The following is a 12,585-nucleotide window of genomic DNA, read 5'->3' on the forward strand; positions in this document are numbered from 1 at the left end:
ACCTACCTCGTTTTACCTTTCTTTTGATTGATTTTTGACAGGAATTTATCTAGCTGTTCTTGGCTAACTTGAGCAGCAGAAAAGTCTGATGGTGTATAACTTTTATCCTTGTATGACTGACAGTGAAGAATTAGGCTTTTTAAGACGCTCATAAATCCATTTGCCAATTTTTCAATGGTCTCTCGTTGATGAACTTTCTCACTATAAACAAATTGCATTTCTAATTTTTGAGAACGAATTAATCCACTAATTTCTAGCAAATGACTGCGGTTTCCCACAAGACTTCGTTCCGTTTTCCATTCTTTGACTTCTCCTAAAACCCCTGATGCGGATAGTACCTGATCAAATTGACCTAAATAATTGAAACTAACTTGTGCTTTCATCAAGTCCTCAAATTCTTTTTTAACCTCTTCATCTTTAGACAAATATTTCAAGACGCCATAACCGATACCACGATTGGGTAAACGACGCAGTTGCTCTTTAACTGATTTTAAGGTTTCTGGAAGTTGTCCCGTTTTACTCCCTTCTAGTCGCACTGGAAATAAGGTGGTAAACCAACCAACAGTACGAGATAAGTCTATTACTTCAAACAAATCTTCCCGTCCATGGCCTTCTAAGTCAACAATTAAAGATTTTTCGCCTGTCCATTGGCTAAAACTTTCCAGTAAAGCCGTTAACAAGACATCGTTAATTTGGGTATTATAAACACCAGGAACATCTTGCAATAATCCACGCGTTTCTTCTTCATTCAAAAATAGGTTAATCGCTTTTGCCGAACTTAACTGATTACTCTCTTTTGTCCAAGGATAATCTATCGGTAAAGAAGCAATTTCTTCTGTTAATTGGGATATCCAATAATCTTTTTCTTGTTTCAATTTTTCAGATTGACTATAGGTGACTAATTGGTTAGACCAATCTTGAAATGAAGTGGTTTTTAGCGGTAATTTAATCTCTTGACCCTGACTAATTTGTTGATAAGCTGTAGCTAAATCTTCAAGTAAAATGCGCCAAGAAATTCCATCGATCGCTAAGTGATGAATTACGATGAGTAATTGACTTGGCTGTTCATTTCCTAAGTTAAATAAAACAACTTTGACAATCTCCCCTGTGGTTAGGTTTAGACTCCTTTGAGTGTCTTCATCTTTGGCTATAATGGCTGTTTTTTGCTGATCGGGAGACAGTTGTGATAAATCAATTACCTCTAAAGGTACTATATCTTTGGTTGCCTCACTAATTTGAGTTAGACTTTCATCTTCTTGAAGATAATGCAACCGCAAAGCATCATGATGATTCAATAATGCTTGTATAACTTGCTTTAATCGTTCTGGGTTTACTGTTGCTGTAACTTCAATTAATGCTGATTGATTAAAGTAATTAACATCAGGTAAATCTTGCTCAAATAACCAATGTTGAATGGGCGTTAAAGGGATAATTCCTGTGACTAATCCTTGATTAGCTTTTATTTGCTGATCTGTTCCGACAACGGTAGCTAATTCTGCAATGGTTTGATACTGAAAAAGTTGCTTAGGACTTAATTGTAATCCCATTTGATTCGCTTTGGAAATCATCTGGATACTAATAATTGAATCCCCTCCTAGTTCAAAGAAGTTATCATGAATACTAACTTTTTCCAGTCTTAAGACCTCAGCCCAAATTGTTGTTAAACGTTCTTCTATATGGTTTTTAGGCGTAGCAAATTCACTCGCTAACGAGTAAGTCGTTTCTGGAATAGGTAAGGCACGATGGTCAACCTTTCCATTAGGAGTGATGGGAATTTCTTCCAGGAAAACAAAAGCAGAGGGAACCATATAAGGCGGTAATTTTTGCTTAAGATAATGGCGGATTTCTTCGATTTTGCTTTGATGTTTATTTCCTACGATATAAGCAACTAATCGCTTAATCCCTGGACTATCCTCTCTGGCAATTACGACTGATTGTTTGATGGATGAATATTGATTTAAAACTGTTTCAATTTCAGTCAATTCAATACGAAAACCCCGAATCTTGACTTGAGAGTCAATGCGCCCTAAAAATTCCAAATTACCGTTGAATTTATAGCGAACTAAATCCCCTGTCTTATAGAGTTTTTCCCCTGTTTTAAAAGGGTTATCTATAAATTTTTCGACCGTTAATTCTGGTTGGTTTAAATAACCCCTTGCTATCCCTAAACCCCCGATATAAAGTTCTCCAGGCACGCCAATAGGCATCGATTGTAGGTATTGATCTAAGATGTAAACTTGGACGTTATCAATGGGTTTTCCGATGGGAATTTCTGGTTGACTAATAGGGCTTTCTTCTAGATAGTGTAGGGTAGAGACAACGGTGGATTCTGTGGGGCCATAACTATTAACCAGTTGGGGATATTGTCCCACATATTCCTGCCACATTTTTACCCTTTCTGGTAACACTCGCTCACCTCCTAGAATTACCAGTCTCAAAGATGGCGGTAATCGGAGATTTTCTTGAATAATTTCACTGACTAATAAATGCCAGTAAGCGGTGGGTAAATCCCAAATTGTTACTGCTTTTTTCTGAGATTCTTGTATAAATGCGGAGACAGATTTCATCATTTCTTCTGTTCTCAAAACTAAGGTTCCCCCACAACTTAAACAGGGATAAATTTCTTCTGCTGCCGCATCAAAATTAATAGAAGCGAATTGTAAGACGGTATCTTGTGCGGTTATTTCATATTTTTTTATCGCACTTTGGGTAAAGTTAATCAAAGATTGATGTTCAATTAATACCCCTTTTGGTTGTCCCGTAGATCCTGATGTATAGATAACATAGGCAAGATTTTTTTCATTTAATAAAAGTTCAGGATTCTGGCTACTTTCTTGAGCAATAGTGTCTTTTTGACTATCTAAACAAACCCATTGAAGTGCCTGTTGAGTTTTTAGATTTGCCCATTTTTCTAAAGTAACCACAATAGAAACTTGAGCGTCATTAACCATATAAGCCAGTCTATCTTCTGGATAGGTGGGATCTAGGGGTAAATAGGCTCCTCCTGCTTTGAGTATTCCTAATAGTCCAATGAACATTTCTAAGGAACGTTCCAGAAAAATGCCGACTAAGTCGTCAGGTTTAACTCCTAATGTTTTGAGATAATGAGCAAGTTGGTTTGCCTGTTCGTTTAATTGTTGATAGCTGAGGTATGTATCCTCAAATATAACAGCGATCGCCTCTGGTGTTTTCTTGACCTGTTCTTCAAAAAGTTGATGGATTCCGTTAACTTTCGGATACTCAGCTTGAGTGTTATTCCATTCCACTAATAACTGATGTTTCTGTTGCTCTGTTAACAGAGAATATTGAGATAGTTTTTGATTGGGATTCGCTAAAATTCCTTGTAATAGGGTTTGATAATCTTCGACCATTCTGTTGATAGTAGATTCATCAAAAAGGTCAGTATTATATTCCCAAACCATCGTAATGCCTTCTGTCTCAATTCCCTTGGTTTCTGCGGTAGAATTACGTCCAACTCGTTGCTCAGAACGAGGAATGACCACAATATCTAAGTCAAATTTTGCCGAATTATTAGCAAGGGCATCATTCGGTTTAATGCTCAATCCAGGCAAATTCAAATCAGGTAACTGAGCATCATGGAAACTAAACATCACCTGAAATAAAGGATTATAACTTAAATGACGAACGGGTTTTAACACTTCGACGACTTTATCAAAAGGTAAGTCCTCATTGGCATAACCTTCTAGGGTAACTTGACGTACTTGCTCTAACAGTTGTTTAAAAGTGGGATTTCCCGAAACATCAGTACGAAGCACGATATTATTGACAATCATGCCAATAAGTCCCTCTGTCTCCCGCAACCGTCGGTTAGCGACTCCAGAACCCACACAAATGTCTTCTTGGCCTGTATAGCGATAAATTTGCGCCACAAAGACTGCAAACATACTCATGAAAAGCGTTACCCCCTCTTGGCGGCTTAGGCTTCTTAGAGGTTGACAAACATCTAAAGGAAGATCTACCCGTACTCTTGCTCCCCCATAGGTTTGCTCAGTTGGCCGAGGACGATCATAGGGTAATTCCAATAGAGGAGGAATACCCGCTAATTTTTGATGCCAATAGTTGAGTTGTGCTGTTGCTTCCTCTGTTTTCGTCCATTCTCGTTGCCAATGGGCAAAATCCACAAACTGCAAGGAAGGTTCACTTAATGGAGAAGGTTTTCCTTGAGAAAAGGCTTGATAAAGGGCGACTAATTCCTTTAAAAATAAATTAAATGACCAGCCATCATGTACCATGTGATGTTCCACATGAATTAACACCCATTCTTGCTCATTTAATTTTAACAATGTCCAATGTATTAACGGTAATTGACTAATATCAAAGGGTTTGTGGATTGCCTGCTCAGTCAGTTTTTGAACCTCTTCTTGCTGTTTATCTTTGGAAATATTTTGTAAGTCAATAATGGGTATTGTAACGGGTTCGGGTGGATGAATGACTTGTACCAGTTTCCCCGCTACAGAGGGAAATGTGGTGCGGAATATTTCATGACGACGTAGAATTTCACTGATACTTTTTTCTAAAATAGATACATCTAAAAAGCCTTTAATGCGTAAACTTTCTTGAAATTGATAGGCGGTGATCGAGGGGGCTAATTGTTCAATAAAATAAACCCTTTCTTGAGCAAAAGAAACAGGCAAATAACCGTCCCGTGCAATAGGCTTGATTGTTTTAAAGCTAGTTGTTTTTTTATCTTGCTGTTGCTCTGTAATTGTTTGACTTAAATCTCCAATTGTGGGATTCTCCAACAATTTTTTAAAGGAAACTTCAATCTCAAAAATATCCCGTATTCGAGATAAAATTTGTGTGGCAATTAGGGAATGTCCCCCCAAGTGAAAAAAGTTGTCATTGACCCCAATTTTTTCTAATCCAAATACTTGATGCCAAATTTTTGCTAATTTTTCTTCTTGGTGATTACGAGGGGCAATAAAGGGAGTTTGACGCTCGTTCCCGTCATAATCTGGTACGGGTAAAGCTTTACGATCAATTTTTCCATTGGGACTAAGGGGCAACTCATTTAATACAACAAAAGTCCCAGGAATCATATAGCCAGGAAGCTTATTGTTCAGAAATTGTTGCAGAGTTACGGTTAGGTTTTCCTCGGTTGAATGGGGAACAAGATAAGCAACTAATCTTTTATTTCCCAGAGGATCTTCTCGATCAATAACAACGGCTTGAGCGACTTGATGATGTTGCAGTAAAACGGTTTCAATTTCTCCTAATTCAACTCTAAAACCGTTGATTTTAACTTGATGATCTATTCTTTCTAAATACTCTAAATTACCGTCGGCTAAATATCTGCCTAAATCTCCGGTTTTATATAATCTTTCTGAGGGGCTAAAGGGAGCTTGAATAAATTTTTGAGCAGTTAATTCTGGACGATTCAAATAACCCCTGGCAAGCGCAGTACCCCCGATATAAATTTCTCCTGGTGTTTCAGGAGGAACGGTTTTTAAGGTTTCATCTAAAACATAAACTGAAATATTTTCTCCTAAACTCTTTCCAATAGGAATTTCTGTCCTGTTGCGTTGACTTTGTGTTAATTGTGATAGGCGACAAAGGCTTACCGCAATTGTCCCTTCCGTAGGGCCATAAACATTAATTAATTCAGGAAAATTTCCTACATTTTTAAACCACATTCTCACCAATTCTGGTTGAACTCTTTCTCCGCCGATAATGACTAATCGCAAGCTGTCTGGTAATGCTATTTTACTCTTAACTAATTCATTGACTAATAAATGCCAGTAAGCGGTGGGTAAGCTCCAAACAGTTATTTGCCAATCTTGGGATTTTTGAACAAATGAAGGAATAGAACTGATCATTTCTTCAGTTCGTAAGATTAAGGTAGCACCAGAACAAAGAGTAACATAGATTTCCTCTGCGGCCACATCAAAACTGATAGAGACAAATTGAAGAGTGCGATCGCGTTTAGTTATCTGGTATTGAGCGATCGCTAGTTTAGTAAAATTTACCAAGGATTGGTGTTCAATCATCACCCCCTTCGGTTTTCCCGTTGATCCCGATGTGTAGATGACATAGGCTAAATTCTCAGGATTTACAGTATTAACCAGATTCTCCTGACTATGACTGGCAATTTTTGGCCATTGACTATCTAAACAAACTACCTGTCCTTTATAGTCGGAAATTAAGTTAGACCATTGCGCTTGTGTGACCAATACAGATATTTGAGCATCCTGCACCATGTAGGTCAATCTTTCCCTGGGATAAGTCGGATCGAGCGGTACATAGGCTCCCCCTGCCTTAAGAATGCCCAATAAGCCAATGATCATCTCTAGGGAGCGATCAACACAAAGTCCCACCAATGTCTCGGACTTAACCCCCAAGGTTCGCAAATAATGGGCTAGTTGATTCGCTTTGGCATTTAATTCCTCATAGGTCAATTGCCCTTGTTCTGACAGGACAGCCACCGCTTCGGGTGTGCGTTCAACTTGGATTTCAAATAATTGGTGAGTGCATTGATTGAACATGGGAAAAATACCTAGAGAAGTCGGTGGCTAGAAGTCCTAGTCTTAAACAATAACATAGAAGATCGCTAAATTACAAGGCGATCAGTTAAAAAAATCTGTATTTGACGGGGTGACAAGAGCCTCTGATAAATATGGCACTTATCGGTATCTCGACGTACAGTTTTTTTTACAAAGCTTGCTGAGTAAGGATTTTAGCTTTTTGTCTGCACGGTTTAATTAAGCAAAGTGCTGTATATTCTTATCAACCTCAATTGTCAACATTCCACATTGGCAGTAATATCAATACTGTAAGTCATTCAATTTATCGGCGGGACTTTGTGGCAATTTGGCTCTTCTGGCTTACTAGCTTAAATTGTATCATGGCGATACAAAAAAACTGCTGTTAATCATGGAATCCTTAACGTAAAAGGCTTTTATCCAGTATTAGCTTTATTTACCATTGTAAAACCAGATGAGTCAGCAATTTTAATGAATTAATGAATTAGAGGAAAAATGGAAACTCTTCCTATTAAAATTTCAGATACGACCTTACGAGATGGGGAACAACAAGCTGGATTGTTCTTTCCCCATAAAATGAAACAGGAATTGGCCCATTTAATTTCTCAAACAGGGGTATCTGAGATCGAAATAATGCCTTGTGTTTGTGATGACGAAACGAAATTAGTCAAAACCTTAGTAGCAGAAGGATTAAAGCATCAAATTGTTGCTGCCACACCGATCAAAAAGGATTTTATAGATATAGCTAAAGACTGTGATATTGGTCAGATCGTACTTTTTAAAGGGCTTTCTGATCGCTTACTTTTTCTACGCGATCATGAAATCTCTCAGATGAAAGAGTTTCAAGGCAAGACCATTGATGATGACATTCCAGATCACATTATTAACCGAATCCGTCAAAATGCCATTGATGAAATTGTTAACCATTTACGCTATGCAACTCAGGAAGCAGGATTAAGGGTAAAATTTGCGATCGAGGATGCCTCAAGGGCCGATTTTGACTTTTTGGTTGAGTGCTTGCGTACCTTCAGTCCTTATGTTGAAGACTTTTACCTCTCTGATACCGTTGGGGTTTTGACTCCCGAAAAAAGTTATATTTGGGTTAACGATCTCTTGCAAAGCACTACAGAGGTCAATCTAGGAGTACACTACCATAATGATTTAGGCTTGGCTTTAGAAAATACCTTACAATCAGTTATGGCAGGCGCGACCATCGTTTCGGGAACCTTTGGCGGCATTGGTGAGCGTTCAGGAAATGTTGCCATTGAGCAGGTATTAAACGGCTTAAAAATTCGCTTTGGCATTGAAGTCGAAGGCATTAACTATGAAGCGATCGCCCCAGTTCTGGATTATATGGAACAAAAAGGCATTCGTCCCGCCGCTCCTTACTCCCAACAAGCACAACGCCATGAATCTGGCATTCACGTCAATTCGTTGTTAGTAGATCCCAAAAGTTATGCCGTGTTGCCCCACAACACGATTGAAATTCTCTTTGGAAAATGGAGTGGTGCCAGCAATTTCCGTTATCTATTTGAAAAAGAACTCAATCATCCCCAACCCAAGGAACAATATGAGAAAATGCGCTCTGTGATCAAAACCTTAGCTGTAGAACAAGAACGATATTTTACCGCCGAGGAGGTGGTGGAGTTATGGAAAAATGGCATCTTTGAATAAATCATCCTATCGTATCGTTGCCATCCCAGGAGAAGGTATTGGGCCTGAAGTCGTCGAAGCGTCCTTAACCATTCTGCGCCAAGTTGCCCAACTTGAGGGATTTGCCTTAACTATAGACTATGGCTTGCTCGGTGGCATGGCCTTAGAAAAATTAGGTAGTACTTTTCCCCCAGAAACTAGCCAACAGTGTGAAGGGTCTGATGGCATTGTTTTTGGGGCAGTGAGTCAAGGGGGACTTCTAGAACTACGGAGGCACTTCGACTTTTTTATTAATCTGCGACCCATTCGCAGTTGCCCAAGTCTGTTGCATACATCCAGTCTGCGACCTGAGAAAGTACAAAATCTCGATATTTTAATCGTTCGAGAACTGGTCAGTGGCATCTATTTTGGCTCGGCGGGGCGGAGTACGGATGAAAAGGGGGCCTACGGCTATCACACCATGTGCTATTACGATCGAGAAATTCGTCGTATTGCCAAGGTAGCCCTCCAAAAAGCTCAGGAACGTCGAGGTTTACTGACCGTTGCCCACAAAGAAAATGCCCTACCTCAGATTCCTTGGACTCGATTGGTACAAGAGGAAGCTACCAATTTTTCTGATGTGGTGGTGTCCCCAATGCTCGTTGATAACTTAGCCATGCAACTGGTTCTCAATCCTCAACAATTTGATGTGATTTTGGCAGGGAATATGTTTGGGGACATTCTCAGTGATATTGGTGGAGCGTTGGTGGGTTCCATTGGATTATTGGGATCAGCCAGTCTCAATGACCAGGGTTTGGGGATGTATGAAGCCATTCATGGAACTGCCCCAGATATTGCTGGCAAGGGCATTGCCAACCCTTTGGGTACTCTAGCGGGTTGTGTTTTGATGCTACAACAATGGGGAGAAATCAAGGCAGCCCAACGGATTCTTAATGCCCAGGAGCGACTTTTAGGCAAAGGATACCGCACTGCCGATTTGTTCCCTCAAAACCACGAAACTTTGGTCAATACGGCTACCCTCGTTGACCTATTTCTTGAAGAAATTTCCCTTGAACAACCTACTGAATGAGGAGTTTAATCCATGACTGATGCTAACAAAATCCTCTACCTGGGAAATGATATTAATACTGACGATATTATTCCCGCTAAAAGAGGGACGAACGATGATCCAGACCACTTAAAACAATATGCTTTAGAACACATCATTGGCGTGGGAGAACTACTCAAGTATGATGAGATCGAAGCAGGGGATAATTTTGGCTGTGGCTCAAGTCGGGAAATTGCCCCCATTGCCCTCAAAGCGGCTGGAATTAAAAAGGTTAAAGCGCGATCGTTCGCCGAAATTTTCTATCGTAATAGTATTAATATTGGACTACCCTTGGAAATTATTGGGGAAACGGAACGCAACCCTGTGGTAGAAGCGATCGCCAACGAGGGCGGCTTAATGGCCTTTAATCAAAAGCGTCGTCAAGGCAAGGTTAAAATTCCGCCCAGTATCACCCCTGCCCGTCCCATGACCAGGGTAGAAAAGATGTTAGCAAAAGCTTCGGGCAATGATTATGTCAAACCAGGGGAAGGGGTGTTTGCCAAGATTGATCTGGCTTTATCCCATGACGCGGTGGCTAGTTCGGTCGCGAAGGTATTTTATGACAATTATGGAAAAACCGCCCAATTATGGGATCCGCAACGGGTGGTATTAGTCGCTGATCACTTTATCCAAATTAATGACATTCGCCTTGATAACAAAGCCCCGGTTATGTATGAGCAGATGGTCAAATTTGCCCAAGCTCAAGGCTGTCATCTGTTTGATGTCGTGTCTCCAGGGGAAGCGGCTGGTATCTGTCATGTGTTGCTCCCAGAACAGGGATTTATTCGCCCCGGAATGATCATTGCAGGAACGGACTCCCATACCTGTACCTATGGAGCTTTAGGAGCCTTTTCCACAGGGGTGGGAACCACAGATATGGCCAATATTTTTGCAATGGGGGATATGTGGATACGAGTCCCACCCACTTTGGTGTTTGAGTTATCGGGAACCCTTCCTCCTCAGATTAGTGCCAAGGATATTATCTTATTTATTCTGGGCAAATTGGGCTGTGGGGGAGCCACCAGCAAAGTCATGGAATTTCGCGGCTCTATCATTGAACAATTGCCCTTAGATGAACGCCTGACCTTGGCTAATATGGCCATTGAATGTGGTGCCATGTGTGGGTTAATTGCGGCGGATGAAGTGACAAACGATTATGTTACCAGTCGCACACCAATCGGGTTTGAAGACGCGTGCGCGAAGCGTGCCTTTGGCATCGCTGACCCCGATGCCGAGTATGCGGCTATTTATCAATTTGATCTGAGCCATTTGGAACCCCAGGTTGCCCGTCCCCCTAAACCAGATCAGGTAGTTAACATTACTCAATTAGAAGAGGTTCCTATCACCAAAGCTTTCATCGGCTCTTGTACCGGCGGAAAACTCTACGATCTCGCTCAAGCGGCGGCGGTCTTAAAAGATCGTCAGGTTGCCCAGGGGGTAGATTTATTCGTGGTGCCAGCTTCGATGGAAGTACGTCAAAAAGCTGAAGAATTGGGCTATCTTGCCATTTTTGAGGAATCTGGAGCGCAAATACTAAAATCTGGTTGTGGAGCTTGTATTAATTCAGGAAAGGGAGTGTTAGACAAGGAAGAAACGGGAATCTATGCCACCAATCGTAATTTTAAAGGACGCAGTGGCGACCCTACCGCTAAAAACTATTTGGCTTCCCCCAGAACCGTCGCAATTTCGGCTGTCAAGGGAAAAATTACTGCCAATCTTGATTAATACTTTTCTGTTGATTGTTACCTATGACTATCGCTCTTCTGGAACTCTAGGCAGAAGAGAAATAGGAATTGCGTGGAAAAACCTTCTCTAAAAGAGAATTTATTAATTTATTAAGCAGGGAAAATAACCGACAGAAAAAGCGAATTATTTGAGGACTAAAAACAACGACTAACCGAGGTTTTAAGAGATTGAAATAACATAAAGGTTGAACAAATAATCGTAGATTATTTAGGGTATGCTGAAAAAGTACGGGCGAAGCATTCGGATAGAAAATCTACAGTTTCACCGATAGGTTATTGCCCGAATGCTTCGCCCCTACAGGACGCGGGCCGGTGAAGACGCAAGGTTAAGTCTCTATAGTTTTCGCAGTAGTCATCAATGAATTTAACCGTTGGTTGGGCTGGGCGTGGCTTAACCATATACCACCTCTTGATTTCAGGCTATATATCTTAATTCTATCTCCCCCAGAGTCCCAGAAGAGCGATATGATACTAAATCCGTTGAGTACAGGCTAGTTATGAGGAGAGGCACTCATGCAAGAGGCTTCGGCCGTGAGCTCAGCCGAACGGCAAAAGGCAAGGGGGAATAAATAATCAGTTTTTAATAACCGGATTTAGTATGACTTATCTTTTTTGGGAGTCTGTATCTGTATTCCATGCTACATAAGCTTTTCAGCTTGCTTGTCCCCCTGTCAGGGAATGAATACCAAAATAAAGCTTATTAAAAGAATAAGTTATGGATTTACCAATTTTGAACATCTTCGACTTAAGCTGTTTGCTTGCTTTAATTCATAACAAAAATTAACACACGAAAACCAGAAGAGCCTAACACCTAAATCTGCATAAACCTGGAGGCGATTTTGAGAACTGCTAGTGACATCAATTTCTAGGACTAAATCTGGTGCGGGATCTTCAGACAAATTCAGTCACTTTTTGCCGCGAACCGCATCAATATTGTAGATGTAGAAACACTTATCAGGTTCAGCACCACTTATTTCTGGTTATTTGAAAGTAAGCTGTTGGGAGTAATCAGGTACAGCGACTTTCTTACCCGTTCCCCCATTCCCTTATTAAACCCTAGAAATCATCAGGAATAATCCATTGGGTCGGTTGCGTCAGTTTTTTCAGTCTAGCGGCTTCTGCCATTTCTAGCATCTTTTCCAAGGAAGTTTCGGCAATAAATTTGGCTGCTTCGGCGGCATGGGCTTGATTGGGACATTTATCGCCTAAAATACAACCATTTAGGCAATCTACAGCACAATTTACCTGTTTTTCCATAAAAACTCTCTTTTTCTGACTAGATTTGGTTTTTATATTCTAACCCAACTTTTTTCAGTACCCAAGCAAAATTAATTACCATCGAAAATGAGGTAATTAACCACCTGAAAATCGGTAAAATCCCACACCCCACACCCGTTCGGCTGAGCTCACGGCCGAAGCCCACACCCCACACCCTACCCCTAGGAAAAACTTTTTCAGCAAACCCTAGCCTGCATTATTCATGAACCAAAAAACAAGGAACCCGAAAAACTGGATGTAAATCCAGTTTTTTTGGGGTTTAAATAAGTAAGTAAAAATCCTTAATCAACCGCACAAAATTAACAATTAAAGCCTGAAAAAG

5 protein-coding genes and 2 pseudogenes are annotated in these 12,585 nt (G+C 40.5%); 5 read left to right on the top strand and 2 right to left on the bottom strand.

The annotated features are described in order from the left end of the window. Positions 1-2: 2 nt before the first annotated feature. Positions 3-6,503, bottom strand: a complete 6,501-nt coding sequence (locus tag IM496_RS07115) for a non-ribosomal peptide synthetase (protein WP_287661619.1) — start codon at positions 6,501-6,503, stop codon at positions 3-5. 492 nt (positions 6,504-6,995) lie between these two features. Here IM496_RS07115 and IM496_RS07120 point away from each other — a divergent pair, with 492 nt between their 5' ends. The 5 genes and pseudogenes from IM496_RS07120 to IM496_RS07140 all read left to right on the top strand — a co-directional run. Further along, positions 6,996-8,174 carry a hydroxymethylglutaryl-CoA lyase-like TIM-barrel protein gene (locus IM496_RS07120; RefSeq protein ID WP_287661620.1) on the top strand — a complete coding sequence of 393 codons (1,179 nt, stop codon included), beginning with the start codon at positions 6,996-6,998 and terminating at the stop codon, positions 8,172-8,174. Further along, positions 8,158-9,222 (top strand): isocitrate/isopropylmalate dehydrogenase family protein, encoded by a 1,065-nt coding sequence (locus IM496_RS07125; protein WP_194013913.1) that lies wholly within the window; start codon positions 8,158-8,160, stop codon positions 9,220-9,222. The genes IM496_RS07120 and IM496_RS07125 overlap by 17 nt, the downstream gene beginning before the upstream one ends. Positions 9,223-9,381: 159 nt before the next feature. Further along, positions 9,382-9,534: pseudogene (locus tag IM496_RS07130) on the top strand (3-isopropylmalate dehydratase); the annotation flags it as partial. 132 nt (positions 9,535-9,666) lie between these two features. Then, positions 9,667-10,965: a 3-isopropylmalate dehydratase large subunit gene (locus IM496_RS07135; RefSeq protein WP_287661621.1), complete on the top strand. Its 1,299-nt coding sequence runs from the start codon at positions 9,667-9,669 to the stop codon at positions 10,963-10,965. A gap of 692 nt (positions 10,966-11,657) precedes the next feature. Further along, positions 11,658-11,759, top strand: a pseudogene (locus IM496_RS07140) (transposase); the annotation flags it as partial. Between the two features lie 282 nt (positions 11,760-12,041). Here the strand turns inward: IM496_RS07140 and IM496_RS07150 are convergent. Then, on the bottom strand, positions 12,042-12,242 hold the full coding sequence (locus IM496_RS07150; protein ID WP_002798182.1) for a hypothetical protein: 201 nt from the start codon (positions 12,240-12,242) through the stop codon (positions 12,042-12,044). Positions 12,243-12,585: the final 343 nt, after the last annotated feature.

Source organism: Microcystis sp. M049S2 (assembly GCF_020245625.1).
GTDB lineage: Bacteria > Cyanobacteriota > Cyanobacteriia > Cyanobacteriales > Microcystaceae > Microcystis > Microcystis ichthyoblabe_A.

Coding starts and splice junctions, on each gene's coding strand:
- IM496_RS07135 (WP_287661621.1), top strand. CDS start 9,667: ATGACCAGGGTAGAAAAGATGTTAGCAAAAGCTTCGGGCAATGATTAT.
- IM496_RS07120 (WP_287661620.1), top strand. CDS start 6,996: ATGGAAACTCTTCCTATTAAAATTTCAGATACGACCTTACGAGATGGG.
- IM496_RS07115 (WP_287661619.1), bottom strand. CDS start 6,503: ATGTTCAATCAATGCACTCACCAATTATTTGAAATCCAAGTTGAACGC.
- IM496_RS07150 (WP_002798182.1), bottom strand. CDS start 12,242: ATGGAAAAACAGGTAAATTGTGCTGTAGATTGCCTAAATGGTTGTATT.
- IM496_RS07125 (WP_194013913.1), top strand. CDS start 8,158: ATGGCATCTTTGAATAAATCATCCTATCGTATCGTTGCCATCCCAGGA.